Annotated in this window: 17 protein-coding genes; 4 read left to right on the top strand and 13 right to left on the bottom strand. The window is 68.8% G+C overall.

The window, feature by feature from the left end; translation table 11 throughout:
* Nucleotides 1–66 precede the first annotated feature (66 nt).
* The 9 genes from yidC to ffh form a co-directional block, all read right to left on the bottom strand.
* Nucleotides 67–1,794: a membrane protein insertase YidC gene (gene yidC / locus AB8P05_RS11605; protein WP_472758047.1), complete on the bottom strand. Its 1,728-nt coding sequence runs from the start codon at nt 1,792–1,794 to the stop codon at nt 67–69.
* Nucleotides 1,795–2,018: 224 nt separating this feature from the next.
* Nucleotides 2,019–2,192 carry a membrane protein insertion efficiency factor YidD gene (gene yidD, locus AB8P05_RS11600; RefSeq protein ID WP_472758046.1) on the bottom strand — a complete coding sequence of 58 codons (174 nt, stop codon included), beginning with the start codon at nt 2,190–2,192 and terminating at the stop codon, nt 2,019–2,021.
* 15 nt (nt 2,193–2,207) lie between these two features.
* On the bottom strand, nt 2,208–2,594 hold the full coding sequence (gene rnpA, locus AB8P05_RS11595) for a ribonuclease P protein component (protein ID WP_472758045.1): 387 nt from the start codon (nt 2,592–2,594) through the stop codon (nt 2,208–2,210).
* A gap of 8 nt (nt 2,595–2,602) precedes the next feature.
* Nucleotides 2,603–2,737, bottom strand: a complete 135-nt coding sequence (gene rpmH / locus AB8P05_RS11590) for a 50S ribosomal protein L34 (RefSeq protein ID WP_012973146.1) — start codon at nt 2,735–2,737, stop codon at nt 2,603–2,605.
* A 101-nt stretch (nt 2,738–2,838) separates the two neighbouring features.
* A complete protein-coding gene (gene rplS, locus AB8P05_RS11585; protein ID WP_042704824.1) occupies nt 2,839–3,234 on the bottom strand; it encodes a 50S ribosomal protein L19 in 396 nt (131 codons plus the stop codon).
* A 41-nt stretch (nt 3,235–3,275) separates the two neighbouring features.
* On the bottom strand, nt 3,276–4,022 hold the full coding sequence (gene trmD / locus AB8P05_RS11580) for a tRNA (guanosine(37)-N1)-methyltransferase TrmD (RefSeq protein WP_472759340.1): 747 nt from the start codon (nt 4,020–4,022) through the stop codon (nt 3,276–3,278).
* 59 nt (nt 4,023–4,081) lie between these two features.
* On the bottom strand, nt 4,082–4,666 hold the full coding sequence (rimM, locus tag AB8P05_RS11575) for a ribosome maturation factor RimM (protein ID WP_472758044.1): 585 nt from the start codon (nt 4,664–4,666) through the stop codon (nt 4,082–4,084).
* Between the two features lie 49 nt (nt 4,667–4,715).
* Complete coding sequence (gene rpsP, locus AB8P05_RS11570; protein ID WP_472758043.1) at nt 4,716–5,072, bottom strand: 30S ribosomal protein S16; 357 nt, start codon at nt 5,070–5,072, stop codon at nt 4,716–4,718.
* Between the two features lie 61 nt (nt 5,073–5,133).
* A complete protein-coding gene (gene ffh / locus AB8P05_RS11565; protein WP_455173034.1) occupies nt 5,134–6,519 on the bottom strand; it encodes a signal recognition particle protein in 1,386 nt (461 codons plus the stop codon).
* Between the two features lie 333 nt (nt 6,520–6,852).
* Here ffh and AB8P05_RS11560 point away from each other — a divergent pair, with 333 nt between their 5' ends.
* Complete coding sequence (locus AB8P05_RS11560) at nt 6,853–8,205, top strand: pentapeptide repeat-containing protein (RefSeq protein WP_472758042.1); 1,353 nt, start codon at nt 6,853–6,855, stop codon at nt 8,203–8,205.
* Between the two features lie 18 nt (nt 8,206–8,223).
* On the opposite strand, the gene AB8P05_RS11555 is transcribed toward AB8P05_RS11560, so the two are convergent.
* From AB8P05_RS11555 to AB8P05_RS11540, 4 genes are all read right to left on the bottom strand, one after another.
* On the bottom strand, nt 8,224–8,868 hold the full coding sequence (locus AB8P05_RS11555; protein ID WP_472758041.1) for a hypothetical protein: 645 nt from the start codon (nt 8,866–8,868) through the stop codon (nt 8,224–8,226).
* A 104-nt stretch (nt 8,869–8,972) separates the two neighbouring features.
* Nucleotides 8,973–9,605: a hypothetical protein gene (locus tag AB8P05_RS11550; RefSeq protein WP_472758040.1), complete on the bottom strand. Its 633-nt coding sequence runs from the start codon at nt 9,603–9,605 to the stop codon at nt 8,973–8,975.
* A gap of 30 nt (nt 9,606–9,635) precedes the next feature.
* Nucleotides 9,636–10,964, bottom strand: a complete 1,329-nt coding sequence (locus tag AB8P05_RS11545) for a DUF2336 domain-containing protein (RefSeq protein ID WP_472758039.1) — start codon at nt 10,962–10,964, stop codon at nt 9,636–9,638.
* The gene (locus tag AB8P05_RS11540; protein ID WP_472758038.1) at nt 10,961–12,691 is read right to left on the bottom strand and encodes a sensor domain-containing diguanylate cyclase; all 1,731 of its coding nucleotides are present in this window, start codon (nt 12,689–12,691) and stop codon (nt 10,961–10,963) included. Before AB8P05_RS11540 ends, AB8P05_RS11545 begins: the two co-directional genes overlap by 4 nt.
* 232 nt (nt 12,692–12,923) lie before the next feature.
* Between AB8P05_RS11540 and AB8P05_RS11535 the strand changes: the two genes are divergently transcribed.
* The 3 genes from AB8P05_RS11535 to dapE all read left to right on the top strand — a co-directional run bounded on the left by AB8P05_RS11535 (nt 12,924) and on the right by dapE (nt 15,881).
* Nucleotides 12,924–13,643, top strand: coding sequence for a pyrimidine 5'-nucleotidase (locus AB8P05_RS11535; RefSeq protein WP_472758037.1), 720 nt, complete (start codon nt 12,924–12,926; stop codon nt 13,641–13,643).
* Nucleotides 13,644–13,751: 108 nt separating this feature from the next.
* Nucleotides 13,752–14,594: a 2,3,4,5-tetrahydropyridine-2,6-dicarboxylate N-succinyltransferase gene (gene dapD, locus AB8P05_RS11530; protein ID WP_109443751.1), complete on the top strand. Its 843-nt coding sequence runs from the start codon at nt 13,752–13,754 to the stop codon at nt 14,592–14,594.
* Between the two features lie 138 nt (nt 14,595–14,732).
* A complete protein-coding gene (gene dapE, locus AB8P05_RS11525) occupies nt 14,733–15,881 on the top strand; it encodes a succinyl-diaminopimelate desuccinylase (RefSeq protein ID WP_472758036.1) in 1,149 nt (382 codons plus the stop codon).
* Nucleotides 15,882–15,888: the final 7 nt, after the last annotated feature.

The following is a 15,888-nucleotide window of genomic DNA, read 5'->3' as shown; positions in this document are numbered from 1 at the left end:
TCCCGTCAAGGGTCTTTGCCGGCGGCAGGTCTCAGACGATGGGCAGAGGGGGTGACGATCCGAGGATCAGACCTTCACGCCCATGCGGCGCATGATGGTCCACTGCTGGGCGACGGACAGCAGGTTGTTCCAGGCCCAGTAGATCACCAGACCGGCAGGGAAGCCGGCGAGCATGAAGGTGAAGACGATGGGCAGGAACTGGAACACCTTCTGCTGGACCGGGTCCGGCGGAGCCGGGTTCATCTTCTGCTGCAGCCACATGGTGACGCCCATGATCAGCGGCCAGGCACCGAGATGCAGCATGGCGGGGGGATCCCAGGGGATCAGGCCAAACAGGTTGAAGATGGTCGTCGGGTCCGGCGAGGACAGGTCGTGGATCCAGCCGAAGAAGGGCGCGTGCCGCATCTCGATGGTCACGAACAACACCTTGTAGAGCGCGAAGAACACCGGGATCTGGATCAGGATCGGCAGGCAGCCCGACACGGGCGAGACCTTCTCGCGCTTGTAGAGCGCCATCAGCTCCTGGTTCATGCGCGCCTGATCGTCGCTGAACTTCTCCCGCAGCTCCTGCATCTTCGGCTGCAGGGCCTTCATCTTGCTCATCGCCTGATAGGACTTGTTGGCGAGCGGGAAGAAGACGGCCTTGACGCAGACGGTCAGCAGCAGGATGGCGAGGCCGAAGTTGCCCAGCACCTGCCCGAAGAAGTCGAGCGCGTAGAAGAAGGGCTTGGTCAGGAAGTAGAACCAGCCGAAGTCGATCGCGAGGTCGAAATTCTTGATGTTCAGCTTTTCGGAATAGGCGTCCAGCAGCTTCACCTGCTTGGCGCCGGCGAACAGGCGGCCGGTGGTCTCGGCCGAAGCGCCGGGCGCCACCGTGACCGCATCGCCCATGAAGTCCGCCTGATAGCGGTCGGCATTGGCGACGGTGCTGTGGACGAAGCGCGCGGTGACCTTCTGCGCCGGGTCGGGGATGACCGACACCAGCCAGTACTTGTCGGTGATGCCGAGCCAGCCGCCGGTGGTCTCGATCGGCTCGGTGCCCTTCTTGCGCAGGTCGTCGTAGGACCGCTCGGTCAGCGTGCCGTTGAAGACGCCCAGCGGGCCCTCATGCAGGATGTAGTAGCCCGAAGTCTGCGGCGTGCCTGTACGCGACACCAGGCTGTAGGGCAGCAGGGTGACCGGGTTGGCGCCGGTGTTGCGGACCGTCTGCGTCACCGTGAACATGAAGTCCGGGTCGACCGCGATCTTGCGCTCGAACACCAGACCCTGGCCGTTGTCCCAGGTCAGGGTCAGCGGCTTCTCGGGCGTCAGCGCGGTGCCGTCGGCGGTCCAGCGGGTGGTCGCGGTCGGAGCGACGATGCCGGCGCCCTGCGGGACCCAGCCGAACTCGGCGTAATAGGCGGCGGGCGTGCCGGCCGGCGCCAGCAGCACGATCTCCGGGCTCTTGGGGTCCGGGGTCTCGTGGTACTGGGCCAGCGTCAGGTCGTCGATGCGGCCGCCGACGAGGTTGACGGAGCCATGCAGGGCCGGCGTGTCGATCTTCACGCGGGTGCCGGCCGCCAGCTGCTCGGCGAGCAGCGCGGGGCGGTCCTTCGCGACCTCTGCCGTGGCGGGGGGCTGCTGGGCGGGCACGCCGGGGGCCGGCACCGGCACCGACTGCTCCGTCTGGGCGGCCTGCTGGGCGGCGAGTTGCTTCTGCTGCTCCACCCGCGGCTTTTCGTAGAAATACTGGAAGCCCAGAAGGATGGCGATCGACAGGGCAATCGCGATGATGAGGTTGCGTTGGTCGGTCATGGCGTCCCGGTTGCCGTGGGGCCTTTGCTAGAAGGGCGGCGTGTGCGCGGCCTTGTTACGGGTTTTCGCCGGGCTGAGCAACCGCCGCATGCCCTTTTCCCGATCCGCCGCGTCGAAGCGATGACGGCGCAGTCCGCCACCCGACGAAGAACGGGCGGCAGCATCGGGCACGGGATCCCAGCCCGACCCGCCCCAGGGATGACATCGCCCAAGCCGGCGCAGCGTCAGCCATCCCCCCGGATGGCGCCGTGCTTTTCCAGCGATTCGATGGCATAGCAGGAGCAGGTCGGCTGGAAACGGCAATGCCAGCCCACGAAGGGCGACAAGGTCCAGCGATAGAGATATACCAGCGCGCGGAGAAGATGCGCGAGCGGGCTGAGGCCGGCGATGCGAAACATGACGTCGCGGGCCCCCTACCCTTCCGCCTCGCGCCAAAGGCCGAGGCGTTTCAGCCCGGCCGTCAGGTCGCCTAGCAGGTCGGTCCACGGCCGCTCGGCCGTGTCGCCGCGCGCGACCAGGACGAAATCGTGGCCGGGGGCGGCATGCTTGGGCAGAATCTGCCGCGCGGCCTCACGCAAACGGCGGCGGGCGCGATTACGCACCACCGCGTTGCCGACCTTGCGGCTCGCCGTCAGACCGAGACGGATCGGCGGACCGCCATCGGCGGGCCGCTGTTTGTCGTCGTGCCGGCGCACCTGGAGGATCAGGCCGGGAGCCACATGCTTGCGCCGTGTCCCGGCCACGGCCAGAAATTCCGGCCGCCGCATCAGGCGCCCGACCTTGTGGTCCGGCGCCGCCATCGCGGGGATCAGGCGCTCAGAACCTTGCGGCCGCGGGCGCGGCGGCGGGCGATCACCTTGCGGCCGCCAACGGTGGCCATACGGGCGCGGAAGCCATGACGACGCTTACGCACGATTTTGGAGGGCTGGAACGTGCGCTTCATGGCGCCTACTCCTTAAGCTTTGCTGATGGTGACGGGACGAAGACGCCCAGCCTGACGGCCGGGCGCCGAACCTATGAACCTGGAAACGACCGGAAGGCGCCTTACTCGGCGGCCTTGCGACCGTTGACCATGCCGCGGCCGGTGGTGCGCTCGGCGATGCGGGCGGCCTTGCCGCGCAGATCGCGCAGATAGTACAGCTTGGCGCGGCGGACGGCGCCCTTGCGGACCAGCTCGATCGAGTCGATGCGCGGGGAGTACAGCGGGAACACGCGCTCCACGCCCTCGCCGTAGCTGATCTTGCGGACGGTGAAGGAGCTGTTCAGACCGGCGTTCTTGCGGGCGATCACGACGCCCTCATAGGCCTGGACACGCTCGCGCGTGCCTTCGACGACCTTCACGTTCACGCGGACGGTGTCGCCCGACGAGAACTCCGGGATCGTCTTGCCGCCGAGGGCCTTCTCGATCTGCTCCTGCTCGAGCTGCTGCAACAGGTTCATAGCACTACCCCTTTTCTATCGGCGCGCCTCGCGGCGGACCGTCACTCCGGTTTCGGGTCGCGCCGGCGAGCCTGCCGTCGACCCTTGTTCGTAACAGTTACTGCCGGGCGGCTCGCCTGGTAGAGCGACCACAGGTCCGGCCGTCGGGCCTCCGTGATCTTCTCCGCCTCGGCCAGCCGCCAGGCCTTGACCTTTCCGTGGTGACCGGACAGCAGAACCTCCGGCACCGCGCGCTCCACACCCTGCCCGTCGGTCCAGACCGCCGGCCGGGTGTAGTGGGGGTATTCGAGCAACCCCCGTTCGAAACTCTCTTCCCCCGCCGTCTCCACGTTGCCCATGACACCGGGGAGCAAGCGCACCACGGCATCCATCAGGCTCAGCGCGGCGAGTTCCCCGCCGGACAGCACGAAATCCCCGAGGCTGACCTCTTCGAGGCCGTGCGCATCGAGGACCCGCTGGTCCACCCCTTCGTACCGGCCGCAGAGCAGCGTCACCACCGGGGTGGCGGCCAACTCCTTGACCAGTTCCTGGTCCAGCACCCGTCCGCGAGGCGACAGATAGATCGCCCGGCCGCGTCCCGGTGCCCCCACAGGTCCCGCCGTCGCGGTCAAAGCCGCGTCCAGCACGTCGGGCCGCATGACCATGCCGGCCCCTCCGCCGAAGGGGGTGTCGTCGACGGAGCGGTGTTTATCGCGCGCGAACGAGCGAATGTCCACCGATTCCAGCGCCCAGACTCCATTTTCCAACGCCTTGCCGGCCAGCGAGTGGCCGAGCGGCCCCGGAAACATTTCCGGGAACAGCGTCAGAACCTTGGCGGTCCAGACCCGCGGGCCTTCGGCGCCGTGGTTCACGGCCCCTCCTTCCCGCTTCCGTCCTCACCCCCGTCTTCCGCCTCGTCCTCGGACGCCTCATCCTCGGAGCCCTCGCGGGCTTCGATCACGGCCGGAAGATCGACGACGATGCGGCCGCCCCGGACATCCACCACCGGCACGCAGGCCTTGGAGAAGGGAAGCATCTCCAGCGGCCCGCCGGCGGTCCTGACCTCGAGCACGTCGCCGGCTCCGAAGTCGTAGATCGCCTTCACCGTGCCGTAGACGGTTCCGTCGGCGAGTTCCGCCCGCAGGCCGATCAGGTCGGCATGGTAGAACTCGTCCTCGTCCTCCGTCGCCGGCAGGGCGTCGCGGTCCACGTAGAGCCGCACGCCTGCCAGCGCCTGCGCCTGTTCGCGGCTCGTCACCCCGTCGACCTTGGCCAGGAAGTTGTCCTTGACCATGCCCTGGAGCGTCACCGTGAAGCGGCGGGCGCCGGCTTCGTCCGACAGCGGGCCGTAGGTCATGATGTCGGCGGGTTCGGCGGTGAAGCTGCGCAGCTTCACCAGCCCCCGCACGCCGTGCGATCCCGCGAACTGGCCGACACAGATTCTGGCGGTCATCGGAGGAACACCCGGCACGTCGTCACGACCCCAACCTCAGGCACCAGCCTTACGCCTCGGCGGCGGCCGCGGCAGCGGCGGCCTCGGCCTTCAGACGCTCCTGCGCCTTGGCCTTCGGAGCCGACTTCTTCGGGGTCTCGCGGACGGCGGGCTTCTCGACCAGGCCGGCGTTGGCCAGGAAGAGGACCACGCGGTCCGTCGGCTGGGCACCGACCGACAGCCAGTGCTTGGCGCGCTCGGCGTTCAGGACGATGCGCTGCTCGTGCTCGCGCGGCAGCATCGGGTTGTAGGTGCCGATCTTCTCGATGAAGCGGCCGTCACGCGGGCTGCGGGCGTCCGCGATGACGATCGAGTAGAACGGACGCTTCTTCGCACCACCGCGAGCCAGACGAATCTTCAGAGCCATTGGTCGAAACTTTCTCTTCTCAAGTCAAACAGGTATCAGGTGATTTCGATTGGCGGTCAGGTCAGCCGAAAGGCCCCTTCCCGCCGAAGCCGCCGAGTCCCTTCGGCAGCAGGTTTCCGAGGCCGCCGCGCAGCATCCCCTTCTTCCCAAGCTTCTGCACCTGCTTCATCATTCCGCGCATGGTCTCGAACTGCTTCAGCAGCTTGTTGACCTCCTGCACCGAGGTGCCGGAACCGGCGGCGATGCGCTTGCGGCGCGAAGCCTTGATGATGTCGGGGTTCTTGCGTTCCGCCTTGGTCATCGAGGAGATGATCGCCTCCTGGCGCTTGATCATCCCGTCGTCGACGTTGGCGTCCTTCAGCTGGTCCTTGATCTTGCCGATGCCCGGCAGCATTCCCATCAGGCCGGACATGCCGCCCATCTTGCGGAGCTGCTTCAGCTGCATCGCCATGTCGTCGAGGTCGAAGCCCTGGCCCTTCTCCATCTTGCGGGCGAGCTTTTCGGCCTCGTCCTTGTCGATGGTCTCGACGGCCTTCTCCACCAGCGACACCACGTCGCCCATGCCGAGGATGCGGCCGGCGATGCGGTCGGGGTGGAAGGGCTCCAGCGCGTCGATCTTTTCGCCCACACCCAGCAGCTTGATCGGCTTGCCGGTGATCTGGCGCATCGACAGGGCGGCACCGCCGCGCGCGTCGCCGTCGATGCGGGTCAGCACGATGCCGGTGATGCCGACCTTGTCGTTGAAATTGGTGGCGACGGTGACAGCGTCCTGACCGGTCATCGCGTCGGCGACCAGCAGCGTTTCCGCCGGCTTGGTCGCGTCGCGGACGGCCGCGACCTCTGCCATCAGCTCCTCGTCGATGGCGAGGCGGCCGGCGGTGTCGAGCATGACGACGTCATAGCCTTCGAGACGGCCCGTCTCGATGGCGCGCCTGGCGATGGCGACCGGGTCCTGGCCCGGAACGATGGGCAGCGTGGCGACGCCGGTCTGCTCGCCGAGAACCTTCAGCTGCTCCTGGGCGGCCGGACGGCGGACGTCCAGCGAGGCCATCAGGACCTTCTTGCGCTCCTTCGTCTTCAGGCGGAGCGCGATCTTGGCGGTGCTGGTGGTCTTGCCCGAGCCCTGCAGGCCGACCATCAGGATCGGCACCGGGGCGGCGGCGTTCAGGTTGATGTCGGCGCCTTCGCCCAGCATCTCCACGAGGTTGTCGTGGACGATCTTGATGACCTGCTGGCCGGGGGTGACGGACTTCAGCACCTCCTGCCCGACGGCGCGTTCCTTCACCTGGGTGACGAACTGCTTGACGACGGGCAGAGCGACGTCAGCCTCCAGCAACGCCACGCGAACTTCGCGCAGTGCTGCGGAGACGTCCTCCTCGGTCAGCGCGCCGCGGCGGCGCAGCTTGTCGAAGATGTCGCCCAGGCGTCCGGTCAGGCCTTCGAACATGCGATACTCGTTCCCCAGTTCCGGGTCCAGCGTCAGGGCCGCCACCCGCACAAGCACGAAAGCGCCAGTGCGCGACACTCGCGGACTGGCGGAGATACCCGGCATGTGGCCGGGGTACCCGGTCTATCGGCTTTGCGGAAGACAGGTCGGCGGACCATAGAGAAGCCGGCACCCCGAGTCAACCGTTTGAAGGAGCCTTGCACCGTCGGCCGAAGGTCGTCCTTGCCGCAGACCGGTTATCCGTCCGACACTTGTCACAAATCTTCGAGCCTTAACGATTTTTTGGCGACTCTTGCGCATTGTGAGTAACCAAATAGAGAAGGTAACCCGGCGATGTCGTCCGCCCAGGGCTTTGGTTCCAACAGCCCGCGAACCAAGCTGACCCAGAGCCAGCTGAACGCGATCCTGTTGCGACACCAGGCTTTCCGCAAGAGCCAGCCGGGCGGCGTGCGCGCCAACCTGAAGATGCGCGACCTATCGCATCTCGATCTCTCCGGCATCGATCTGTCGGACGCCGACCTGTCGGGCGCCAAGCTGTTCAGCGCGCGGCTGACCAACGCCAACCTCGCCAACGCCAACCTCTATGCCGCGGACCTGCGGCTGGCCAACCTGGAGAAGGCCGACCTGCGGCGGGCCGACCTGCGCGGCGCCTGCCTGCGCGGCGCTGTGCTGAGCGAGGCCACGCTGGTCGAGGTGGACCTGCGCGACGGCACCCTGCTGCACTATGATTCCAGCGGCGAGATGTTCGCCCACCAGTATGAGGACAGCGTCCTGACGTCGGAGCTGACGGCGGCGACCATCCGCGGCGCCGACCTGTCGCGGGCCAAGGTCGCCAACGCCTTCGTCATGCAGACCGACCTGACCGACGCCATCCTGCGCGGCACCAAGTTCATGCGCGCCAACCTGACCGGCTCCAACCTGACCGGCTGCGACCTGACCGATGCCGACCTGACGGAGGCGAACCTGTCGGGCGCCCGGCTGTCGGGGGCGGTGATGACCGGCTGCGCCATCAACCGGACCAACTTCAGCGGCGCCACCCTGATCGGCGCCATCCTGGACGCGGCCCAGCTGCGCTCGCCCAACATCCAGGCGGCGGTTCTGGCGAAGACGCTGGAAAACCCGGAAGACGACCTGCGCGAGATGCTGATGGAGCATCTGTCCTGGATCGACAGCGGTGGCAAGGCGGGCAAGCGCGCCGACCTGTCTGCGCTCGATCTGTCGGGGCGGAAGCTGGACGGCATCAACCTGTCGGCGGCGATCCTGCAATGCATCGCTTTGCGCGGCGCCACGCTAGCCGGTGCGGCGATGGCGATAGCCGACCTGTCGCTGGCCGACCTGCGCAAGGCCGACCTGTCGAACGCCGACCTGCGCGGCGTGAATTTCGAGCGGGCCACCCTGACCGGCGCCAACCTGACCGGGGCCCAGCTCGGTCCCGTCCATATACAGACCATGAGCGGCCACATCTGGCGCGCCAACCTGCAGCGCGCCCGGCTGGGCATGGCGCTGCTGTGCAAGGCCGACCTGCGCAAGGCGAACCTCGCCGGCGCCAACCTGGCGGGCGCCGACCTGTCCGGGGCCGATCTCAGCGAAGCCGACCTGACCGGGGCGGACCTGACCGGCGCGGTCCTGGACGGCGCCACGCTGGACCAGGCGATCGTCGAGGAGGCGATCGGGCTGGAGGGCTGAATCGGGATCGAGGCCGGCTCAGGCGGACGGTCCGCCCCGTCTCGCCATCCAGTCGCCGGAACCGTAGACGCTGCGGACATGGTGGACCAGCAGGTTGCGGGCATCGATGAGCTGGCCCATCCGCTCGCGGCAGGCGACGATCCCGGTATCCGGGTGATAGACCGGCGCCAGTTCGCGGAAGCGCCGCCGCACCTGATCCTCGTCGAAACACCATTCGTTGACGAAGCCGAACAGCTGCGCGGCATCGCGCACCTCGGTGATGCGGCCGTCTAGCGGCTGGAAGGACAGCCGGCGCAGCGCATGGGCCAGCGTCTTGTTGCGGTAGCCCAGCGTCTCCACCGCCGCCTCCAGCCGGCGGACATCCTCGCCCGGCAGGATGCGGGCACCGGGATCGGCCAGCGCCAGTGCGGCGGAAAGCGCTTTGCGGATCACGGCGTCGGGAGCGTCGGTTTCCCCCACCTCGAGAACCGCTTCCCCGTCGGCATCCCGCGGGCCCGGATCGGCGGCTCCCTCCGGCGCCAGCAGCAGGGCGGCGGTCAAAAGCATCGGCACCCCGACCCCACGCGCGGCGGCAAGCTCCAGAACGGCGGCATGGAAGCGGGCGCCGCAGGGCACGGCCCGGCCGGGGGCTGGTGACGGACTGGTCTCTTCCGGTGCGGTCATCGTCGGCGCCAACACTTGGTGGAAGCGGGCGCGACTCTACGCAATTGCTGGAGTCGCCGCAATCGCGCGGATGGACGCGGCCGGACGGGGTATCCGCTTTCCGTTCAGCGCGTCTTCATCGTCCCCGGCTTGGCCGGCAGCCTGTTCAGCAGATCGTCGATGTAGGCGGTCTCGTCCTTGCCGGACATGGCGGCAAAGCCCTTCAGCATCTGGCTGCCGAAGGTGAAGACGCTGGCGAGGTCGATGCGCCATGCCCCGCCTTCGCGCACGAAATCGGCAGGAACCAGCGCCGGCCGGTTGTCGACCATCAGCAGGCCAGAGGCACGGTCGCCCTTCACCCGCACCGGCCCCAGCGAACTGCGGGAGATGACGTTGGGGCCGAGCCAGCCGGCCTTCAGCCCATGGTTGGCGATGTCGCCGACCGACATGCGGCGCAGTTCGGCCGGCGTGAGATAGCGGCGCAGCCCCATGGCGGCGAAACGCTCCGCCGGCTCCAGCCGCTGCAGCGGCGCATCGCCGGGCTGGCGGGCGGCATCGCGCACCGACTCCAGCGTCTTGACCGAATTGCGGGTGAGCAGCGGGATCACCGCCGATCCACGCTGTTCGGACAGCGCGGCCCGCGCCGCATCGAAGGTGGCGGCGACCGCCCGCTCCTCCGGCGTTTCGCGCGGCGGGGCGGCGAAGCTGGTGGCGGCGGCGATCAGGATGACGAAGAAGGCGAGGAAGGCGACACGCATACGAGCAAGAACCGGAAAGGGAGCGGAACGTCACGCCTTCGCCTCGACGCCGAAGAATTCGAGCTGCCAGCGCATCTCTTCATCGGTCATCGGATAGTGCGTGCCGTCGCGAGCATTAAGCGCCGTTTTCGGCGGAATTTGGGCGAGCCGCAGCTGGACCTGCCGGGCGAAGCGCATGGTCAGCCCGGCGCGCCACACCAGGGCGGTGACGGCGCGCGGCGCATGGGTGGCGACGATGCGGTCGACCACCGCCAACTCGATCTGAGACAGCTCCGCCAGCGCCGCCATGACGAAGGCGCGGTCGCCCTCCACCATCGCCCCTTCGATCAGCTTCTCGGTGAGCTTGCCTTCCTTGTTCAGGCGCGCCGCCTTGTCGCTGGGACGTTCCACCGGCTTTTCCGGCCCGGCGGCCGCACCGCCGACCGCCTCCTCGCCGAAATCGACCGGGCCGAGCGGCAGGCCGGGCCCGGTGCCGGCCGCCTGCCCCACCCGCCGGCGCACCGCCTCCACCAGACCGCGGGCGGCGGCGGGGTCGAGGTCGTCGCGGTCCTGCAGGACCTTCAGCAGATTGTCGGCGACGAAGCTGGCCAGCCGCGCCACCGCGCGCGCCGGCAGGCGCGGACGGCGGACCAGCGGCGAATGCCAGGGCTCGTGCTGCGGCGCCTGATCGAGGATGCGGTCGAGCGTCTCCTCGCGGATCTGGGCCGACGGGTTGCCGAGCAGCGCCGTCACCGCCGCCTCGTCGTCCGACCGGGCGATGGCGTCGGCGACCGACGCCGTGACGTTCTGCCGGCTGGCGATGGCGGTCATCGCGCCCCGCACCGGCCCCTTCATGATGATGTCGGTCAGATCCTCTTCGGTGAGGATCGGCGAATGCTGCAGCACCGGGCCGCAGACCGACAACTCCACGTCGCGGGCCAGCCGGTTGATGACGCCGTGCGGGGCGTTGGGCAGGTCCTTCAGCGCTTCGGCCAGGATGCCGCGCACCTCCGTCGCCTGATCACGGGCCAGCGTCTCCAGGCATTCCACCGTCAGCCGCTCGATCTGGATCGCCTGATCGGCCGACAGTTCGGGCAGCAGGCGGGCGATCTTCTGAGCCACCGCCTGCCGCACCATGACCTCGCGGTCCTTGGCCAGCAGCAGGTCGGCCTGACGCGGGGTGCCTGCATTGGTGGCGATGGCGCGCCGCACCTCCGCCGCCGCGTCGGCGGCGAGGAAATACAGCAGCTCCGGCCTGGTCTTGGGATGTTCGGCGACCTTCCGGCGGACCGCCGGATCCTCGCTCTGCACCATCCGCTTGGCGGATTCGTAGTCGGCGGGGTCGAGCGTTTCGGGACGCTGTGTGGCAGGCGGGGTCACGGTGCGGGCTCCGCGGCGGGAACGTCGGAAGAAGACACCTCGGGGGCCGCCTGATAGGCGGGGGCCAGGGCGTAATGGCCCTTGCCGCTCTTCTTGGCGTCGTACATGGCGGCGTCGGCGCGGTCGGTCAACTCCCGCACCGTTTCACCGCGGCCTGGGCTGTGGACGGCGATGCCGATCGACAGGCCCAGCGGCTTCTCGTGGCTGGCCGACAGGTGGGCCAGATCGCGCATTCCCCGCAGCAGCCGTTCAGCGACGACGCGGGCCTTCGCCTCGTCGGTGCGGCCCAGCCACAGGACGAACTCGTCGCCGCCGAGGCGCCCCGGCAGGTCGCCCGGCCGCACCCCGGTGGTCAGCAGCGTGCCGATGGCCTTCAGCACCGTGTCGCCCTGCTGGTGGCCGTGCAGGTCGTTGACCGCCTTGAAGTTGTCGAGGTCGACATAGAGCAGGGCCGACGGCCCGCTGTCCGGCCGCGAGATCGATTCCTCCAGCCGCTCGAAGAAGGTGCGGCGGTTGAACAGGCCGGTCAGCCCGTCGCGCTCCGACAGGCGGCGCAGCCGCTCCTGGTAGGCGAGATGGGCATGGGCGATGCCGATATGGTCGGCCACGCCCGACATCAGCTGGCGGTCGTCGTCGTCCCATGGCTCCGAATCGCCGGCGCGCCAGACCAGCAGCGCGCCGTTCACATCCTGCCGGTACTCCGTCCGCTCGCCGATCAGCTGGACCTTGCCCAACCGGTCGGCCACCAGCCCTTCACCGTTGGCAATGCGGTCGAGCAGGGCGGTGCCGACCTCGGGCAACTCCGCCCCGAATTCCGCCACCAGCGACAGGGAGACGCGGCCGCCCTCTCCACTCCCCTCCTCCGCCCGGTAGATGCGGCAGCCGTCGGCGCTGAGCGCCCGCGCCGTCTCGGTCGCCGCCACCGCCAGCGCCTCCGCAGCGTCCAGACGGTCGCGCAGGGTATGGACGATATGGCCCAGCAGCCTTTCGCGGTTCCGGATGCGCGCCAGCTCGTTGGAGCGCAGCACCTGCTCCGTCACGTCGCGGCAGACGCCGCGGGCGCCGATCCAGTCGCCCTGCGGTCCGAACAGCGGCAAGGCCGAGGCCACGATGCAGGCCGGCGTGCCGTCGGCGCCCTTCAGCCAAAGCTCCGTCTGGTCGACCGGGCGGCGGCAGTCGAAGGGCATCGGCAGGTCTTCCGCCTCCTCCAACGCGAGGCTGCGCGGGTCGCGGCCGATCAGCGCGTCGGCCGGATAACCCAATGCGCCCTTGTGGCTGACGAAGACGAAGGTGCCGTCGGGACCCGTCTCCCACGCGAAGTCGGAGGAGACCTCCACCAGATCCTTGTAGCGGCGGCGCGACTCGGTCAGCGTGTGGCGCAGCTGGCGCTCCAGCGTGTCGTCGCGGCCCAGCAACAGGAAACCGCCGTCCGGCAGCGGCACGCCGGCCCATTCGACGATCATGATCCCGCGCAGCGACTCCACCGGCACCGACCGCAGCCCCGGAGCCACGCTGGAGGCCGACAGCCAGCCGCGGAGATCGGGCAGCCAGCGCGGATCGCTGTCCATCATGTCCTCCGCCTCCGCATTCGCTTCGGCGACGGCCAGCGCCGCATCCAGCCGCAGGGCCGGTCCGGGATACAGCGCGACCAGAGTCGCGGGACCGGTCTGGCCGCCGGCGGGGGCGGAGTCGGGGGCGGAGGTACCGGTGGTCAGGAGGAGGTCCACGGCGATCCCAGATGGGCAGTCCACAAGGCGGGCGGAAAAACACGAGGCAGGCAAAACTATAGACTGCAAAGGTTGCAGACTTCCGCCCATGCTACCCCTTTAGGGGTTAATCTTCAATCAACCAACGAGGAGGACGACTCCCCATGGCGCCGGACGGCGGAAGGGAGCAGCATGCGGCTGCGACCTTGTGAAGCGGCTTGCGGCCGGCCGCCCCCGGCCCCATTCTTCGGGAATGACCGTCCCGACCTCTCCCGCCGCACCGGCGCCCGCCCCCGCCACCAAGCTTCCCGCCGCGCTGCGGGACCGCGCGGTGTGGATCTTCGACCTCGACAACACGCTCTATCCGGCGTCCTGCAACCTGTTCGCCCAGGTCGACCGCCGGATCAACGAGTTCATCGCCGCGCATTTCAACATCGGCATGGACGAGGCCAGGGTGCGGCAGAAGCAGTTCTTCCGCGACTACGGCACCACGCTGCGCGGCCTGATGAGCGAGCACGACGTCGATCCCGTGGCCTACATGGACTATGTCCACGACATCGACGTCACCGGCGTCCAGCCGTCGGCCCAGCTGGCGGACGCGCTCGACCGGCTTCCCGGCCGCAAGATCATCTACACCAACGGCTCGGTCCGCCATGCGGAGAACGTCGCCGGCCGCCTCGGCATCATCGACCGGTTCGAAGCGGTGTTCGACATCACCGCTGCCGGCTATGTGCCGAAGCCGGACCCCCGCCCCTATGCCACGCTGGTGGAACGCCACGGCGTGAACCCCGCCGACGCCTGCATGGTGGAGGACATCGCCCGCAACCTCGCCCCTGCGCACGCGCTGGGCATGACCACGGTCTGGGTCCGCGGCGAGCAGGAGTACGAGAAGGCCGGCGTCGGCGCCGGGGTCCACATCGACCACACCGTGGACGACCTGCCCTCCTGGCTGGCGGCGGTGGCGGGCGCATAGGGCTTTGTCGCAAACCGGCCATTGCCGGCCGCGGGTACGGTTGACAGCGGGCGCGATGCGGCTCCATGGTGCCGTCCCTTGGACAATCGACAGCAGAACGACCGCGCCATGAGCCACGCCAGCCTGCAAGCCACCATCGACGCCGCCTGGGAAAACCGCGCCGATCTCACCACCGCCACCACCGGCCCCGTCCGCGACGCCGTGAATGCGGCGCTGGACGCGCTGGACGCCGGCGACCTGCGCGTCGCGGAGAAGACCGCCGACGGCTGGAAGGTCAACCAGTGGCTGAAGAAGGCGGTGCTGCTGTCCTTCCGCCTGAACGCCAACGAGATGATCCCCGGCGGCCCCGGCGGCTCCTCCTGGTACGACAAGGTGCCGCCGAAGTTCGAGGGATGGAGCGAAGGCCAGTTCCAGAACGCCGGCTTCCGCGCCCTGCCCGGCGCCATCGCCCGCAAGTCGTCCTACGTCGCCCCCGGCGTCATCCTGATGCCGAGCTTCGTCAATGTCGGCGCCTATGTCGACAGCGGCACCATGGTCGACACCTGGGTCACCGTCGGTTCCTGCGCCCAGATCGGCAAGAACGTCCACCTGTCGGGCGGCGTCGGCATCGGCGGCGTGCTGGAGCCGCTGCAGGCCGACCCGGTCATCATCGAGGACAACTGCTTCATCGGCGCGCGCTCGGAGATCGTCGAGGGCGTGATCGTCGAGGAAGGTGCGGTCATCTCCATGGGCTGCTACATCGGCGCCTCGACCAAGATCATCGACCGCCACACCGGCGAGGTCTTCATGGGCCGCGTGCCGGCCTATTCGGTCGTCGTCCCCGGCTCCCTGCCCGGCAAGCCGCTGCCGGACGGCACCCCGGGCCCGAGCCTGTACTGCTGCGTCATCATCAAGCGCGTCGACGAGAAGACCCGCTCGAAGACCGCGATCAACGACCTGCTGCGGGATTGATCCGACAGCCGTTCCACCGTCACCCCCGCGAAGGCGGGGGTCCAGGCGTCGCATACAGCACTCCGGCCCCTGCACCTGGATCCCCGCCTTCGCGGGGATGACGACCGGCGGAGGCCGAGCCGGTTGGAAAAGATCCGCATGACCATCGACCCCGTCGCCCTCGCCCAGGACCTGATCCGCTGCCCCAGCGTCACCCCGCGCGACGATGGTGCGCTGGGCGTGCTGGAGGCGGCGCTGGCGCCGATGGGCTTCACCTGCCACCGCCTGCGCTTCCAGCAGGAGGGCACGGAGCCGGTGGAGAACCTCTATGCGCGGCTCGGCACCGGCGGCCCCAATTTCTGCTTCGCCGGCCACACCGACGTGGTGCCGCCGGGGGACAAGGGCTGGACGGTCGATCCCTTCGCCGGCGAGGTGATGGGCGGGCGCCTGTTCGGCCGCGGTGCGGTCGACATGAAGGGCGCCATCGCCGCCTTCGTCGCCGCCGTGTCCCGCCGGCTGCAGGACGGCCCACCCGCCGGCTCGATCAGCCTGCTCATCACCGGCGACGAGGAAGGGGTGGCGATCAACGGCACTCGCAAGGTCCTGGACTGGATGGCCGAGCGCGGCGAGCGCATCGACGCCTGCGTGGTGGGGGAGCCGACCAACCCCAAGGCCCTGGGCGACATGATCAAGATCGGCCGGCGCGGCAGCCTGACCGGCTTCCTGACCGTTTTCGGCGCGCAAGGCCATGTCGCCTATCCCCATCTGGCCGACAACCCGCTGCCGCGGCTGGTCCGCATGCTGGCCGCCATCACCGAACACCCGATGGACGAGGGCACGGCGCATTTCCAGCCCTCCACCCTGGCGCTGACCACCATCGACGTCGACAACACGGCGACCAACGTCATCCCGGCGCAGGGCAAGGCGACCTTCAACATCCGCTTCAACGACGCCCACACCCCGGCCGGCATCGAGGCGTGGCTGCGCCGGACCTTCGATGCGGTCGGCGGCGCCTATGAGCTGGAGGTCTACTGCTCCGGCGACAGCTTCGTCACCCCGCCCGGTCCGCTGACCGAACTGGTGGCAGAGGCGGTGGAGGGGGTGACCGGGCGCCGTCCGGAATACTCGACCACCGGCGGCACATCGGACGCCCGCTTCATCAAGAATGTCTGCCCGGTGGTGGAGTTCGGGCTGGTCGGCCAGACCATGCACAAGGTCGACGAATATTGCTCGGTGGAGGATCTTCGCCGGCTGACGGACATCTACGAGGCCATCCTGAAGGGCGTGTTCACGCGCCTTGCCGGGTGAGTCCTCC

This window comes from Azospirillum sp. VT-I1 (assembly GCF_055698305.1).
Note: the sequence above shows the minus strand (reverse complement) of the source record. Positions and strands in the feature narration are given on the sequence as shown.